A 15,901-nucleotide genomic window follows, 5' to 3' on the forward strand; every position below is an offset into this window, starting at 1 on the left:
CGTCGCGCGGTGTGCCGGGGGGTGCCTCGACGAGTACGTCGGGGTCTGCCCCGACCGGTGCGCCCGGGATCGGTTCGACCGATGGGCCCGGGACCGGTTCCACCGACGGGCCCGGGATCGGCTCGGATGGCGGGCCGGGGATCGGCTCGACCGGCGGGTCGGGGGCAGTCGTGTCCGGCAGGCCGGGGGCGGTCTCGCCCGCCGCGCCGGCGTCCGTCTCGCCCGGCAGGCCCTGGTCCGCCTCGTCCGCCGCGGCGGGTTCGGTCCCGTCCGGTACGCCGGGCTCCGACAGGCCGCGGTCCGGCTCGGCCGGCACGTCACCGGCCGCCGCGCAGCGTCCGGCGGTACCGTCCGCCGAGTCGCGCCCGCCCTCGGAAGCCGTCCCGCACGGTCCCTCGGCATCCCCCGCGGAGCGCCCGGCCCGGCCGTCGGAGGCCTCGGAGCGCTCCGCGCCGGACCCCGCTCCGCAGGGTCCAGCATTGGCGTCCCGGCCGGACGGCCGACGCTTCCCCCACCTGCGCCCCGAGGCGCGGCCGGGCTCGTCGGCCCCGCCGCCCCCCGCCGCCTCCGCCCGCTTCCCGGACGCGCCGCCCGCCACCGCCGAGCCGGCTCGCCCCGATGGGGAGCAGCCCACCGCCGCACCGTCGCGACCCGTCGGGACACAGCGCCCGGCCCGACCGCCGTACCCCGCCCGGCCGGAGGGCACCACCCCGCCGCGACGCCCGTCCGAGCCCCCGCGGCCCGTTGAGCCTCCGCGAACTCCCGGTTCCCCGCGGCCTGTTGAGTCCCCGCGAACTTCCGTACCCCCGCGGCCCGTTGATTCTCCGCAGCCCACCGAGCCTCCGCGAACTCCCGAGTCCCTGCGGCCCGTTGAGTCCCCGCGAACTTCCGAGTCCTTCCGGCCCGTTGAGCCTCCGCGGGCCACCGAGCCTCCGCGAACTTCCCAGCCCTCGCGGTCCTTTGAGGGGTCGTGGTCCTCCGAGTTCTTGGAGCCGTCCGCTCCCTCGCGCGACTTCGGGAACTCGCGGTCGTCCGAGCCCTCTCAGCCCGTTGTGCCCCCGCGTTCCTCCGAGGCCGCGGCCCAGGGGCGGCCCGGAGCGGCAGGGCCTGCCCCCGTTTCCGGGGACGGGCTCGCGGAGGCGGCCCGGCTGATGCGGTCCGCCCAGGGGGAGCAGGCCGCCGGCGTCTCCCCGGCAGCAGCTCCGCTCACGCCGTCCCCGTCGGCCGTGCCCGCCGAGAGGGCCCCCGGCGCGCAGCGCCCGTTCGTGTCGTTCGCCGAGCCCGAGACATACGGCGGCGACACCGGGCGCACGCGCCCGTTCCGTGGACGGGCCCGGCCCCGTACCGTCACCGCGGCGGCCTGCGTGGTGCTCGGACTCGGACTCATCGGCGGTGCGGTGACCGGAAGTTGGCTCACCGGCGGCAACGCGGACGGGCCCGGTTCGTCCGGCGCCTTCACGGCGGCCGGAGAGCTCTGGCACAGCGTCCCCGTGAACCAGTTGTTCCCGCCGACCGTGCGCGGCGACGGGGCGGGCCCCGGCGGTTCCGACCGCACCTGGACCCGGATCGCGGTCGCCCCGGACACCGGCTGCAAGGACGCCTTCGATCCGCTGCTGCGCCAGGCCCTCGCCCCCGTCGGCTGCCTGCGGCTGCTGCGTGCCACCTACGTGGACGCCACCCGGAGTCATGTCACCACCGTCGGCCTGCTGTTCACGAAGGCGGACGCCGCGGGCATGACCTCCCTGAAGGCACGCTTCCGCAAGGAGGGCCTGGACCGGCGTGCCGACCTCATGCCGCGCCCCTACGCGGCGAAGGGCACCGACTCCGCGGGCTTCGGCAAGGCGCAGCGCGCCTCCTGGACCGAGTCGGTCCTGACGGACGCTCCCGTCGTCGTCTACGCCGTCTCCGGCTTCGCCGACGGGCGCGCGGTCGCCACTCCGGAGCCCGCCGCCGAAGCGATGAAGCCGGACTCGACCACGGCCCCGGCCCAGGCGGGCCTCGGCCATGAGGCACAGGGCCTCGCAGACCGGGTCGAGCGAGGGCTCCGCAAGACCGTCACCTCGGCCACGGAGAAGCCGTCATGACCCGCAAGGCCGCCCCCGTCAGCCGTACGCAGCGGACCCGTCCGCCCCGCCCGCCCGAAGCGACCGCCGGGGCCGGGCACCCCGCCGTGCCCGGGAACACCGGCGCAGCCGTGGCGAGCGTCCCGGCCGAGCGGAGCCGGCCGGCCGGACCGATCGGCGTGAGCCGGCTGTTCCGCAGGCCCGGACCGATCGGCACGGCCTTGTCGTTCCGCACCGCCGAGACCGCCGAGACCGCCGAGACCGCCGAGACCGCCGAGACCGCCGAGACCGCCGAGACCGCCGAGACCGCCGAGACCGCGACCGCCACTGCCACCGTCACCGCGACCGTCGGCGCCACCGCCGGGTCCGCTGACGGCGGTGATCGCGTCGGCCGCCTGGGCGCGGCCCCGGTGTTCCGCGGGCCCCGGCTCTCGCGCAGGTCCGGCGCCCTCGCCGCCGTTCTCGCCGCCTCCCTCGCCCTGGTGCCCTCGACCGCCGCGCACGCCGACGGCATACGGGCCCAGCAGTGGGGCCTCGACGCGATGCACACGCAGCAGGCGTGGCGTACGACCAAGGGCAGGGGCATCACCGTCGCCGTCCTCGACACCGGCGTCGACTCCCGGCACCCGGACCTCGCGGGCAACGTGCTCGCCGAAAAGGACATGGTCGGTTTCGGCGCGAGCCGCGGTGACCGGGCCTGGGCCCGGCACGGCACCGCCATGGCGGGCATCATCGCCGGACACGGCCACGGGGCGGGGCACGCCGACGGTGTCATGGGGATCGCCCCGCAGGCGAAGATCCTGCCCGTCCGCGTGATCCTCGAAGACGGCGACCCGGCCCGCGCCAAGGCCCGTAACACCCGGGGCAACGCCCTCGCGGACGGCATCCGCTGGGCCACCGACCACGGGGCCGACGTCATCAACCTCTCCCTCGGCGACGACTCCAAGTCCGCCCACCCGGAGCCCGCCGAGGACGAAGCCGTCCAGTACGCGCTGAAGAAGGGCGTCGTCGTCGTCGCCTCGGCCGGCAACGGCGGTGAGAAGGGCGACCACATCTCGTACCCCGCCGCCTACCCCGGCGTCATCGCCGCGACCGCCGTCGACCGCTACGGAACCCACGCCTCCTTCTCCACCCGCCGCTGGTACGCCACCGTCAGCGCCCCGGGCGTCGATGTGGTCATCGCGGACCCGGACGACCGCTACTACGAGGGCTGGGGCACCAGCGCCGCGTCCGCGTTCGTCTCCGGCGCGGTCGCGCTCATCGAGGCCGCCCACCCGGGTCTGTCCCCGGCCCAGATCAAGCAGTTGCTGGAGGACACCGCCCGCAACGTTCCCTCCGGGGGCCGCGACGACTCCCGCGGCTTCGGCTTCATCGACCCGGCCGCCGCCATCACGGCGGCCGGAAAGCTCAAGGCCGAGGGCCTCAAGCCGGCGGCATACGGCCAGAAGTACTTCGGCACCGGCCCCGACACCCACGGCGACGACAGCGGTCCGGCCGACTGGGCCGGACCCCTCGCGGGCGTCCTGGGCCTGGCCCTGCTCGGGGCGGCCGTGTTCCTCTGGCGCGGCCGCAGAAGCCCGCACCCGTTCGACCGGCGGCCCTGACCAGGACCGGAGTTCGGAGCGCCCACCGGGTACCCGCCCTCGCCTCTCAGACCTCGGCGTTTCCGCCCTCGCCTCTCAGTCCTCGGCCGAGTCCTGGAACGCGGACAGTGCGGCCTTCGACACCGCTTCCACCAGTGAAATGCCCTTCGCCTGCGTGGAGTTCCCGTTCGACAGGGCCGCCACCAGGTAGTCGTGGCCGTCGGCCGAGATCCGTCCGATGCTGTTGATGTCCCACAGTCCGGTCGTGCTGCGCGCCAACCAGCCGTTCTTCAGGGCCCATCGGGAACCGTCGGCCGCGGCCGACACCCCCCACCGCTGGTCGGTCTCGATCTCGCCCATGAGGCCCTGGAGGTAGGACCGGGAGGTTCCGCTCAGCTTCGAGTCCTCCCCGAACACCTGGCGCAGCAAGGTCAGTTGATCGCTCGCCGTGGTCTGGGTCAGCCCCCACAGCTCGCCGTCGCCGCCCTGCGTGTGCGTCAGGCCGAAGCGCTTGTTCGCGGCGTCCAGGCCGTCGGCCCGGCCGATCGCGGCCCACAGCGCGGTCGCCGACGCGTTGTCGCTGTGCTCGATCATCGCGGTGGCGTACGTCTTCTCCCGCGCGGTGAGATGCCGGTCCGCGTCCTGCGCCTGGAGCAGCAGCGCGGCCAGGATGTTCACCTTGACGATGCTCGCGGTGTCGAAGGCGGCGTCACCATAGGCGGCGCTCTCGCCGGAGTCGACGTCGAGGACGGCGACCGAGGTCTTCGCGTCGGCCGCCACCTTCACCGACCTCAGCGCCTTCGCGAGCAGCGCGGCCCGGTCCACCGAGGGCTCCGCCACGGGTTCCACCGACGCCTCCTCGCTCACGGCCGGCGACGAAGAGGGAGATGCCGGCGCCGCCGACGATACGACGGCCGTGCCGTCGTGCGCCTGTGCCTTCATGTACACCGTGCCGGCCGCCGTGACTCCGACGAGGACGGCGGAGGCCACCGCGATATAGAGGAGTGGCTTGCGTCGGGAGGGCCGGGCGCGACGCCCGCGTGCTCTGTGACGGTCCATCCGGTGATGCTCGACGGCTGGGCTGTGCCCGCGGTTAGACGCGTGTTAGAGGTGTGTCAGGGAAGACTGAGAAACTCATGAGTTCCGTCAACTCCGGGTTTCGAGGGCCGCACAAGCGCAGCAGCATCCCCCCGATAGGGTCGGGGACCGTGGCGAACAAGAACATTCCCGACTCCGGCTTCTCCGACGACGACGGCTCCGCCGACCCCCGGCTGAGCGCTGCCCTCGCGGCGTGGTCCGCGGACCGCACCTCCGTGCCGCCCGTCCTGGAGGCACTCACGGGTGCCCGGCTGCTCGTGCCCGTCGTGGCGATCCTCGGAGAGGTCGAGGAGGACGCGAACGGGCTGCGCCGCGAGAAGACCAGTGACATGGCGGTGCCCACGCTCAAGGCCGGCGACCGTACGGCCCTGCCCGCCTTCACGTCCACGGACTCGCTGGCCCGCTGGGACCCCGAGGCCCGCCCCGTCGCCGTACGTCTGCCGCAGGTCCTGGAGGCCGCGGCGCACGAGAAGGCCGACACGATCGTGCTGGACCTGGCCGGGCCCGTGTCCTTCCAGCTCACCGGATCCGCGCTGCTCGCGCTCGCCGAGGGACGTACCACCGCCGACCCGCTCGCCGACCCGGCCGTGGTCGGGGCCGTACGGGCCGCGGTCGCCGCCGAGCCGCTGGTGGTCCGCGCCCATCTCGGCCCGGGGCCGGCGGACGGCACCCTCGCCCTGGTGCTCGACCCGTCGGCCGTCCCCGCCGAGACCGCCCGCGCGGTGGCCCGGCGTCTCGCCGCCGACGAAACACTGAGGGCCCGCCTGGTGCGCGGCCTCGACCTGGCACTTCTGCCGGCCGAGGCGACGCCTCCGGGCGAGCCCCTGTACGTACGCGGGTAGCTGCGCCGGTACGGACACGGGCGGGGCCGCGTCCGTACGACGTGAGGTCGCGGGTCAGCCGTAGACGGGGCCCGTGTACTTCTCGCCGGGGCCGTGGCCCGGCTCGTCCGGGACGAGCGAGGCCTCGCGGAACGCGAGCTGGAGCGACTTCAGACCGTCACGCAGCGGCGCCGCGTGGAAGGAGCTGATCTCGGTGGTGCTCGCGTCGAGCAGCCCGGCGAGCGCGGTGACCAGCTTGCGCGCCTCGTCCAGGTCCTTGTAGGCGTCGCCCTCCTCGGTGAGACCGAGCTTCACGGCGGCTGCGCTCATCAGGTTGACGGCGACCGTCACGATGACCTCGACCGCGGGGACCTCGGCGATGTCGCGGGTCATGGTGTCGTAGTCGGGGTTCTGGGGAGGGGTGTCACTCATGCCCCACACGATAGGCCCCGGCGCGCGCACCCCCGCCCGCGGGAGCCTCGCCGCGGGTCCGCGGCTGGTCCGCGGCGGTTCTGTGCCGGACCGGTCGCCCGGGCCGTCCGCCGCGTGGGCGGCGGTGAGGAGTCCGCCGGTTAGCGCGTACCCGGCGGAACTGCTAACCTTGTGTAACGACCGGTCGGACACGTATGTGCTCGGCCCACAAGTGGAGGCTCCGATCTCCCACCCGACTGTCCTCCGGGACGGCGGGTCACCCGGTCAGGCGGCCCCCACCGTTCCGTACGGACGGTGGAGTCGCCCGAATTCGCGCCCCGCGGTTGACGCGGCGGTGCTCCGGTTGCCATGGAGCCCCGCCTGTGTCCCGTCCGGGGCATTTTTCATGTGCCACGGTGGTTGGTCCCATTGTCATCAGAGACATACGCGGCTGTCCGCCAGACCGCCGTGTGGTGCTACCGAGGAGGATCCATCAGCACCGAGCCCCGCATCAACGACCGGATTCGCGTTCCCGAAGTGCGACTTGTCGGTCCCAGCGGCGAGCAGGTCGGGATTGTTCCGCTTGCCAAGGCCCTTGAGCTTGCTCAGGAGTACGACCTCGACCTGGTCGAGGTGGCGGCGAGTGCTCGCCCGCCCGTCTGCAAGCTCATGGACTACGGGAAGTTCAAGTACGAGTCGGCCATGAAGGCCCGTGAGGCGCGCAAGAACCAGGCGCACACGGTCATCAAGGAAATGAAGCTCCGGCCGAAGATCGACCCGCACGACTACGACACCAAAAAGGGTCACGTCGTCCGGTTCCTCAAGCAGGGCGACAAGGTCAAGATCACGATCATGTTCCGTGGTCGCGAGCAGTCCAGGCCGGAGCTCGGCTACCGACTGCTGCAGCGTCTCGCCACGGATGTCGAGGATCTCGGGTTCATCGAGTCGAACCCGAAGCAGGACGGCCGAAACATGATCATGGTTCTCGGTCCGCACAAGAAGAAGACCGAGGCGATGGCCGAAGCCCGTGAGGCTCAGGCGGCTCGCAAGGCGGAAGCGAAGGCCAACCCGGGTCGTTCGCAGAACGCCGCAGACGATGACATCGCCGACGGTGAGCTCACCGAGGACGAGATCACCGAGGACGAGATCACCGAGGACGAGTCCGTCCAGGGTGAGTCCACCGAGGCCGAGTCCGTCGAGGCCCCGGCCGAGGCATCCGCCGAGGCCTGATCCCAGGGCGCATGCCCCGGGATGGCAATCCATACATATGACGTTCCACCGTGCCCGGTCCAGCGACCGGGCACCGGAACGCCACTGACGAGGAGAGAACGGCGCTATGCCGAAGAACAAGTCGCACAGCGGTGCCAGCAAGCGCTTCAAGATCACCGGCTCCGGCAAGGTGCTCCGTGAGCGCGCCGGCAAGCGCCACCTGCTCGAGCACAAGTCGTCCCGCGTGACGCGTCGTCTCACCGGCACCGCCGAGATGGCCCCGGGCGACGCCGCGAAGATCAAGAAGCTTCTCGGCAAGTGACGTACCGGCGCCCAGCGCCGCACGTCTGAATCCGGGACCCCATCGATTTCGGGTCGTGTGAGTCCAACCACGGCCCCGCTACAAGGAGTTAAAAGTGGCACGCGTCAAGCGGGCAGTAAACGCACACAAGAAGCGCCGGGCGATCCTCGAGGCGGCCAAGGGCTACCGCGGCCAGCGTTCGCGCCTGTACCGCAAGGCCAAGGAGCAGGTCACCCACTCGCTGGTCTACAACTACAACGACCGCAAGAAGCGCAAGGGCGACTTCCGTCAGCTGTGGATCCAGCGCATCAACGCTGCGGCCCGCCAGAACGGCATGACGTACAACCGCCTCATCCAGGGTCTGAAGGCCGCCAACATCGAGGTGGACCGCAAGATCCTCGCGGAGCTGGCCGTCAACGACGCCAACGCGTTCGCCGCGCTCGTCGAGGTCGCGCAGAAGGCCCTGCCGTCGGACGTCAACGCGCCGAAGGCCGCGTGACGCTGCGCCGGCTTCAGCCGATGTGACGAAAGGACCCGCAGGTTTCGGCCTGCGGGTCCTTTGCTGCTGAGGCCCGCTGAGGCTGTCCGTTCGGGTGCCGGCCGTCGGGGGCTGATCGCTCCCCCGAAGTCTCGGCTCCGCTCGAACAGGGGGACCCCCGTCGCGGCGCAGCCGCAGATCGACACGGGCCCGCGTCCCCAGGGGGTCGCAGGCGCCCCCGGATATCGAAGGTGAACCAGAACATGCCCCCCGCCGCCCCCGAGCTGATCTCCCCGCGCTCGCCGCGTGTCCTGGCCGCCCGGCGGCTCGCCAGGCGGAACTTCCGGGGCAAGGACCGGCTGTTCCTCGCCGAGGGGCCGCAGGCCGTCCGCGAGGCCGCCGCCCATCGCGCCCACGGCACCGCCACCCTCGTGGAGCTCTTCTCCACCGTCGAAGCCGCGGAGCGCTACGCCGACATCATCGGCGAAGCCCGCCGGGCCGGCGCCCGCGTGCACCTCGCCGACGAGCAGGTCATCGCCGACATCTCCACCACGGTCACCCCGCAGGGCGTCGTCGGGATCTGCCGCTTCCTCGACACCCCCTTCGAGGAGATCCTCAGGGCCGGGCCCCAGCTCGTCGCCGTCCTCGCGCACGTCCGCGACCCCGGCAACGCCGGGACCGTGCTGCGTTGCGCGGACGCCGCGGGCGCCGACGCCGTCGTCCTCACCGACGCGTCCGTCGACCTCTACAACCCCAAGGCCGTACGGGCCTCCGTCGGGTCCCTGTTCCATCTGCCCGTCGCCGTCGGTGTGCCCGTCGAGCAGGCCGTGGCCGGACTCAAGGAAGCGGGCGTCCGCATCCTCGCCGCCGACGGCGCGGGCCAGGACGACCTCGACGACGAGCTCGACAAGGGGACCATGGGCGGCCCCACCGCCTGGGTGTTCGGCAACGAGGCCTGGGGGCTCCCGGAGGAGACCCGCGCGCTGGCCGACGCGGTCGTGCGCGTTCCGATCCACGGAAAGGCCGAGAGCCTGAACCTGGCCACGGCCGCGGCCGTATGTCTCTACGCGTCAGCCCGTGCACAGCGCGCCTCCACAGGGTGCCGTTCCGTGACCGACAGCTAGTAGGGTGACGGGCTCGGGGGCCCTCTGCGTCGGACGAGAGGTGGGGTACGGGGATGAGCGTCGGCACGGGCGGTGCCCAGAGCGCGGTGCGAGCACGGGACGTGCGCGGCACATCCGCGTCCCCGCACGATGACACCGCCGGAGCCGGTCCCGGTCTGGGGATAGACCCCGACGACCTGCCCGACGGGATCGTCGTCGCCGACGAGGACGGCCGGGTCATCTGCTTCAACGCCGCCGCCGCCCGGATCACCGCCGTCCCCGCCGCCGACGCCCTCGGCCGGCGGCTCGAATCGGCGCTCCCCCTCGAAGACCTGGAAGGCCGCCGCTGGTGGCAGATGACCGACCCCTACGGCGGACTCGCCATCCGCAACAGCCAGCCCGAGCGCAATCTGCTGCTCCCCGGCGGCCATGAGGTCCTCGTCTCCGCCCGCTATGTGCGCACCAGGCCCACCGGACCCGTCCGCCGGGTCGTCGTCTGCCTGCGCGACACCGAGGCCCGCCGCCGCACCGAGCGCAGCCACGCCGAGCTGATCGCCACGGTCGCCCACGAACTGCGCTCGCCGCTCACCTCCGTCAAGGGCTTCACGGCGACCCTGCTCGCCAAGTGGGAACGCTTCACCGACGACCAGAAGAAACTGATGCTGGAGACCGTCGACGCCGACGCGAACCGCGTCACCCGGCTCATCGCCGAGCTCCTCGACATCTCCCGCATCGACTCCGGGCGCCTCGAACTGCGCCGCCAGCCCGTCGACATCGGCGCCGCGGTCGGCCGGCACATCCAGGCGTACGTCGCCTCGGGCCAGCCCGCCGACCGATTCCTGCTGCGCATCGAGCAGCCGCTGCCCGCCCTCTGGGCCGACCCCGACAAGGTCGACCAGGTGCTCAGCAACCTGATCGAAAATGCGGTGCGGCACGGCGAGGGAACCGTCACCATTGACGTGGCACCCTCGGTCTCCCCGCGTGAGCGGGCGGAGGACGAGGGCGCGGCGAGTGCCACCACGTCGGTCACCGTGAGCGACGAGGGCACCGGAATCCCGGAGGAGTCCATGAACCGCGTCTTCACCCGCTTCTGGCGGGGCAGCAAGCGCGGCGGCACCGGTCTCGGGCTCTACATCGTCAAGGGCATCGTCGAAGCCCACGGCGGCACCATCACGGTCGGCCGCGCCCCCGGCGGGGGAGCGGAGTTCCGATTTACGTTGCCCGTGGGCACCCCGGCGTATCTCCTGTAACGCCGCAGCGGCCCCCACGGGCTCATCCGCACGGGAGCACCGCGAGGACGCCCAGTCCTGGGCAGGCCCCCACCCCCGTTAGACTCGGCCTTTGGCACCTTTGCGTCCACTCATCTGCGGACGATGCGTCTCCGAGTCGATGACGGGGACCCTCAGCCAGCCAACCGGAAGCACGGGAAGAGATGTCGGCACCTAATAAGTCGTACGACCCTGTAGAGGTCGAGGCCTTGAAACCGGAAGAGATCGAGCGCATGCGGGACGAGGCGCTCGGCGCCTTCGCGGCCGCCGGTGACCTCGACGCGCTCCAGGAGGCCAAGGTCGCCCACACCGGCGGCACCTCTCCGCTGGCCCTCGCCAACCGCGAGATCGGCGCGCTGCCCCCGCAGGCCAAGGCCGCGGCCGGCAAGCTCGTCGGGCAGGCCCGCGGCGCCGTGAACAAGGCCCTCGCCGCGCGCCAGAGCGAGCTGGAGGCCGACCGTGACGCCCGCGTCCTGGTCGAGGAGGCGGTGGACGTCACGCTGCCGTACGACCGCGTACCGGCCGGCGCCCGGCATCCGCTCACCACCATGATGGAGCGGGTCGCGGACGTCTTCGTGTCCATGGGATACGAGGTCGCCGAGGGCCCCGAGGTCGAGGCGGAGTGGTTCAACTTCGACGCCCTGAACTTCACGCCCGACCACCCGGCCCGGCAGATGCAGGACACCTTCTTCGTCCAGGGCCCCCAGGGCACGGAAGGCGACGAGTCCGGTGTCGTGCTGCGCACCCACACCTCGCCGGTGCAGGCCCGCGCCCTGCTCGACCGGGAGCCGCCCGTCTACGTCGTGTGCCCCGGCCGCGTGTACCGCACGGACGAGCTCGACGCCACGCACACCCCGGTCTTCCACCAGATCGAGCTGCTGGCCGTGGACGAGGGCCTGACCATGGCCGACCTCAAGGGCACCCTGGACCACATGGTCCAGTCGCTCTTCGGCTCGGACATGAAGACCCGGCTGCGCCCGAACTACTTCCCCTTCACCGAGCCGTCCGCCGAGATGGACATGCTCTGCTACGTCTGCAAGGGCGAGTCCGTCGGCAACCCCGACCGCCCCTGCCGGACCTGCTCCTCCGAGGGCTGGATCGAGCTCGGCGGCTGCGGCATGGTCAACCCGCGGGTGCTCGTCGCCTGTGGCGTCGACCCGGAGAAGTACAGCGGATTCGCCTTCGGGTTCGGCATCGAACGGATGCTGATGTTCCGCCACAACGTAGAAGACATGCGAGACATGGTCGAGGGTGACGTCCGGTTCACCCGGCCGTTCGGGATGGAGATCTGATGCGGGTCCCGCTTTCTTGGCTGCGGGAGTACGTCGACCTGCCGGCGACGGAGACCGGGCGCGACGTCCAGGCCAAGCTCATTTCGGCAGGCCTCGAGGTCGAGACCGTCGAGCCGCTCGGCGCCGACCTCAAGGGCCCCCTGGTCGTCGGCCAGGTGCTCACCATCGAGGAACTGACGGAGTTCAAGAAGCCCATCCGCTTCTGCACCGTCGACGTCGGCACCGCCAACGGCACCGGTGAGCCCCAGGAGATCGTCTGCGGCGCCCGCAACTTCGCCGTCGGCGACAAGGTCGTCGTGGTGCTGCCCGGCGCCGTCCTGCCCGGCAACTTCGCGATCGCCGCGCGCAAGACGTACGGCAAGACCTCGCACGGCATGATCTGCTCCGGCGACGAGCTCGGCATGGGCGACGACGGCAGCGGCGGCATCATCGTGCTGCCGCCGGAGATGGAACCCGGCACCGACGCGATCGAGCTGCTCCAGCTCGTCGACGAGGTTCTCGACATCGCCGTCACGCCCGACCGCGGCTACGCCCTGTCCCTGCGCGGTGTGGCCCGCGAGGCCGCCATCGCGTACGGCCTGCCGCTGCGCGACCCCGCGCTGCTCGACGTACCGGCCCCGAACGCGTTCGGCTACCCGGTGCGGGTCTCGGACCCGATGGGCTGCGACCGCTTCACCGCCCGTACGGTGACCGGCCTCGACCCCGACGCCCAGTCCCCGATCTGGCTGCGGCGCCGACTGCAGAAGGCCGGCATGCGCCCGGTCTCGCTCGCCGTCGACATCACCAACTACGTGATGCTGGAGCTCGGCCAGCCGCTGCACGCCTACGACCGCAGCCGGGTCCAGGGCACGATCGGCGTGCGCCGGGCCGAGCAGGGCGAGAAGCTCACCACCCTCGACGGCGTCAAGCGCACGCTGGACGCCGGGGACCTGGTGATCACCGACGACCGCGGCCCCATCGGCCTCGCGGGCGTCATGGGCGGCGCCAACACGGAGATCGACGACACCGAGGGCACCACGACCGAGGTCGTCATCGAGGCCGCGCACTTCGACGCGATCTCGATCGCCCGCACGGCCCGCCGTCACAAGCTGGCCTCCGAGGCGTCCAAGCGCTTCGAGCGCGGTGTCGACCCGCAGGCCGCCTCCGCGGCGGCCCAGCGGACCGTCGACCTGCTCGTGCTCCTCGCGGGCGGCACCGCCGACGCCGGGGTCACCGACGTGATCACGCCGTCCGCGCCGCACACCATCACCATCCCGGCGAACCACCCGGACAAGGTGGCCGGTGTCGACTACGGCCGCGAGACCGTCGTGCGCCGCCTCCAGCAGGTCGGCTGCGACGTCTACGGCCAGGACGAGCTGCTCGTCACCGTGCCTTCGTGGCGGCCCGACCTGACGGACCCGAACGACCTCGCCGAAGAGGTCATCCGGCTGGAGGGCTACGAGAACCTGCCCTCCACGCTGCCCAAGCCCCCGGCGGGCCTCGGCCTGACCGGCCGGCAGCGGCTGCACCGCCGGATCGGCCGCGCGCTGGCCGGCGCGGGATACGTCGAGGCGCTGAACTACCCGTTCATGGGCGAGCAGGTCCTCGACCAGCTCGGCCTGGCCGACGACGACCCGAAGCGCAGGCTCGTCAAACTGGTCAACCCGCTCTCCGACGAGGAGCCCGCGCTCCGTACGACGCTGCTGCCGGGCCTGCTGCACGCCCTGCGCCGCAACGACGGACGCGGCAGCCACGACCTGGCGCTCTTCGAGACGGGCCTGGTCTTCCACCCGCAGGAGGAACTGCGGGTCGCCGGGCGGCTGCCCGTCGACCGCCGTCCCACCGACGAGGAGATCGCGTCCCTGACCGCCGCGCTGCCCCTCCAGCCCCGGCACGCCGCCGTCGTCCTCGCGGGCGCCCGCGAGCAGGCCGGCTGGTGGGGCAAGGGCCGTCCGGCCGACTGGGCCGACGCGGTCGAGGCCGCGCGCACCCTGGCCCGCGAGTCGGGGACCGAACTCCTCGTCCGCTCCGGCCAGTACGGGCCGTGGCACCCGGGCCGCTGCGCCGAGCTCGCCGTCGTCGTGGAGGGCGCGGAGCAGGTCATCGGGTACGCCGGTGAGCTGCACCCCGGTGTGCTGAAGACGCTGGGCCTGCCCGCGCGCACCTGCGCGATGGAGCTCGACCTGGACGTGCTGGAGCGCGCGAGCTCGGGCCACCCCAAGGGGCCCAAGATCTCGACGTTCCCGGTCGCCACGCAGGATGTCGCGCTGGTCGTCGACAAGTCCGTCCCGCACACGGACGTCGAGGCCGCGCTGCACAAGGGCGCGGGTGAACTCCTCGAATCCATCCGGCTGTTCGACGAGTACGAGAGCGAGCAGCTCGGCGAGGACAAGAAGTCCCTCGCCTACGCGCTGCGGTTCCGTGCCGCCGACCGCACACTGACCGTCGACGAGGCCTCCGCGGCCCGCGACGCGGCGGTGGCGCTGGCGGCCGAGCGCACGGGAGCGGTGTTGCGCGGAGCCTAGAGGCTCCACCGGGTGTGCCGGGGGACCGTGCGCCGTCGGGTGGCCGTGGATCGTCCACGGCCGGACGGCGCACGGTCCCCCGCCGCCTTTTCCGGTCGGTTCCCGCCGGTCTCGGCCTGCCCGGTCCGGTCGGTTCCCCCTGACTTCCGGACTGCCCGCAGCGGGCGGTTCCCGGGCTCTGCCTGCGGAGAACGGGCGGTACCACCGCTCCGGCCTGCATAAATGCGCGCGCCGGAAGACACCTCACTCATTCGGGTGACATGTCCGGGCGATCCGGCCCGGCCGGGCCGGGCGGTCGACAGAATCGGACCGGTCTCTCCGAGGCCGTCTGCGCTGTCCGTGCCTATTGGGGGGCCAATCGGCATGATCCGTATCAAGGCTGGGGTTCCCCGCAGGGCGACGCTCCGGACGCATTCGCGGAACCCGGCCAGGGCGGTCCTCGGGCCGCGGCGCCGCGGCGGTCGGCTGAGGGCCGGCTTCGACCGGGCGGTGCGCGGTCGCAGACCCCGCATCGGGTTCACCCGTGGGGACTGCGGACCGGGCACGCACGGCCGTCTCGGTCACCGGGCCCGCCGCACGGCCGACCGGGCGCCGCTGCGCCGGGCGGTGAACCTGGGGCTGCCCGCGGTCTGGGGCGCGCTGGCGATCTCGTACAAGATGGCCTGTCCGCTCGCCCAGCAGAACGGACTCGGTGCCCGCATCGTCACCAGCGCCGTCTTCTTCGCGGTCGGCGCCGGTCTGATACTCCATGTCAGAAGAGCGCTGCTGCGCGAGCTCCGGCAGGTCCGCAGGGTCGCGGGCGCCGCGCAGAGCGTGCTGCTGCGCCCGCTGCCACCGCGTATCGACGGGCTGAACATCGCCGCCGCCCAGCTCTCCGCGGACCACGGCGCGAGCATCGGCGGCGATCTGTACGAGGCGATCGCCACCGAGCACGGGGTACGGGTCGTGATGGGGGACGTGCGCGGGCACGGGCTGGGCGCCATCGGGACCGTGGCCGCCGTCCTCGGCAGCTTCCGCGAGGCCGCGCACGACGAACCCGAACTCGGCGGCGTCCTGCGAAGACTGGAGCGGGCGCTGGGGCGGCATCTGTGCGAGCGGGACCGGGCCGAGCATCTTTCGGCAGGCCTCGACCCCGACAGCCCGGCCGCCGAGGAGTTCGTGACCGTTCTGCTGCTGGAGATCCGCGGCGACGGCGAGGTGCACGCCCTCAACTGCGGCCATCCCTGGCCGTATCTGCTCGGCAGGGGCCGCGTCCGGCCGCTCGTGCGTGCCGAACCGCTGCCCCCGCTCGGGCCGTTCCCGCTGCCGCCCGGTCTCCCGGCCGAGCCCTGCGGCCGACTCCGGCCCGGCGAGGGTCTCTTCCTGCACACCGACGGTGTCGAGGACGCGCGGGACACCCGGGGGCGGTTCTTCCCGCTGCTCCCGGCGCTCACGGCGGCCGTCCGCGACGGGCCCGTCGTACCGCAGGCCGTGCTGGGCGCGGTGTTCACCGGCCTGCTGCGCCACACCGGCGGCCGGCCCGACGACGATGTGGCGCTCCTGGTGCTCCACAACGACCGTCGGCCGGTCGCCCTGAATCAGGGCCGTGTGTCCCATCACCTGCCCCGCTAGGGCGAGTTGTGGGAGCGGCGGCATGCGGTTCCGCGCTCCCGGCGGCGACCGGCCACGGGACCCGCGCCCGGACGACCGGAGTCCCGCGGTCGCCCCGGCCGGGCCGGCTCTGCCGTCCGCCCGGCCACGGAGTGTCGGGCAGGCGGCCGGGCGGACGGC

General features: G+C 72.7%; 13 protein-coding genes. 11 read left to right on the forward strand and 2 right to left on the reverse strand.

Features of this window, described 5'->3' with window-relative positions; translation table 11 throughout:
- Window positions 1-1,151 precede the first annotated feature (1,151 nt).
- The gene (locus OHT01_RS31760; protein WP_328556540.1) at window positions 1,152-2,084 is read left to right on the forward strand and encodes a hypothetical protein; all 933 of its coding nucleotides are present in this window, start codon (window positions 1,152-1,154) and stop codon (window positions 2,082-2,084) included.
- Window positions 2,085-2,473: 389 nt separating this feature from the next.
- Window positions 2,474-3,667, forward strand: coding sequence for a type VII secretion-associated serine protease mycosin (gene mycP, locus OHT01_RS31765; RefSeq protein WP_328558341.1), 1,194 nt, complete (start codon window positions 2,474-2,476; stop codon window positions 3,665-3,667).
- 75 nt (window positions 3,668-3,742) lie between these two features.
- On the opposite strand, the gene OHT01_RS31770 is transcribed toward mycP, so the two are convergent.
- Entirely contained in the window at window positions 3,743-4,705 is a 963-nt protein-coding gene (locus OHT01_RS31770) for a serine hydrolase (RefSeq protein WP_328556541.1), read from the reverse strand.
- A gap of 149 nt (window positions 4,706-4,854) precedes the next feature.
- On the opposite strand from OHT01_RS31770, the gene OHT01_RS31775 reads away from it, so the two are divergent.
- The gene (locus OHT01_RS31775) at window positions 4,855-5,586 is read left to right on the forward strand and encodes an SseB family protein (protein WP_328556542.1); all 732 of its coding nucleotides are present in this window, start codon (window positions 4,855-4,857) and stop codon (window positions 5,584-5,586) included.
- Between the two features lie 54 nt (window positions 5,587-5,640).
- Here OHT01_RS31775 and OHT01_RS31780 read toward each other — a convergent pair whose 3' ends face one another.
- A complete protein-coding gene (locus tag OHT01_RS31780; protein WP_328556543.1) occupies window positions 5,641-5,997 on the reverse strand; it encodes a DUF1844 domain-containing protein in 357 nt (118 codons plus the stop codon).
- A 447-nt stretch (window positions 5,998-6,444) separates the two neighbouring features.
- Between OHT01_RS31780 and infC the strand changes: the two genes are divergently transcribed.
- The 8 genes from infC (at window position 6,445) to OHT01_RS31820 (ending at window position 15,742) form a co-directional block, all read left to right on the forward strand.
- A complete protein-coding gene (gene infC, locus OHT01_RS31785) occupies window positions 6,445-7,206 on the forward strand; it encodes a translation initiation factor IF-3 (protein ID WP_328558342.1) in 762 nt (253 codons plus the stop codon).
- A gap of 106 nt (window positions 7,207-7,312) precedes the next feature.
- Window positions 7,313-7,507 carry a 50S ribosomal protein L35 gene (gene rpmI, locus OHT01_RS31790; RefSeq protein ID WP_006374321.1) on the forward strand — a complete coding sequence of 65 codons (195 nt, stop codon included), beginning with the start codon at window positions 7,313-7,315 and terminating at the stop codon, window positions 7,505-7,507.
- A gap of 94 nt (window positions 7,508-7,601) precedes the next feature.
- Window positions 7,602-7,985 (forward strand): 50S ribosomal protein L20, encoded by a 384-nt coding sequence (gene rplT / locus OHT01_RS31795; protein WP_007457565.1) that lies wholly within the window; start codon window positions 7,602-7,604, stop codon window positions 7,983-7,985.
- A gap of 242 nt (window positions 7,986-8,227) precedes the next feature.
- On the forward strand, window positions 8,228-9,088 hold the full coding sequence (locus tag OHT01_RS31800; protein ID WP_328556544.1) for a TrmH family RNA methyltransferase: 861 nt from the start codon (window positions 8,228-8,230) through the stop codon (window positions 9,086-9,088).
- Between the two features lie 53 nt (window positions 9,089-9,141).
- The gene (locus OHT01_RS31805; RefSeq protein ID WP_328556545.1) at window positions 9,142-10,317 is read left to right on the forward strand and encodes a sensor histidine kinase; all 1,176 of its coding nucleotides are present in this window, start codon (window positions 9,142-9,144) and stop codon (window positions 10,315-10,317) included.
- 182 nt (window positions 10,318-10,499) lie between these two features.
- On the forward strand, window positions 10,500-11,627 hold the full coding sequence (pheS, locus tag OHT01_RS31810) for a phenylalanine--tRNA ligase subunit alpha (RefSeq protein ID WP_328556546.1): 1,128 nt from the start codon (window positions 10,500-10,502) through the stop codon (window positions 11,625-11,627).
- Window positions 11,627-14,131, forward strand: coding sequence for a phenylalanine--tRNA ligase subunit beta (gene pheT, locus OHT01_RS31815; RefSeq protein WP_328556547.1), 2,505 nt, complete (start codon window positions 11,627-11,629; stop codon window positions 14,129-14,131). The genes pheS and pheT overlap by 1 nt, the downstream gene beginning before the upstream one ends.
- Before the next feature lie 489 nt (window positions 14,132-14,620).
- On the forward strand, window positions 14,621-15,742 hold the full coding sequence (locus OHT01_RS31820) for a PP2C family protein-serine/threonine phosphatase (RefSeq protein ID WP_443043473.1): 1,122 nt from the start codon (window positions 14,621-14,623) through the stop codon (window positions 15,740-15,742).
- Window positions 15,743-15,901: the final 159 nt, after the last annotated feature.

The sequence above is a fragment of the Streptomyces sp. NBC_00358 genome (genome assembly GCF_036099295.1).
Lineage (GTDB): Bacteria > Actinomycetota > Actinomycetes > Streptomycetales > Streptomycetaceae > Streptomyces.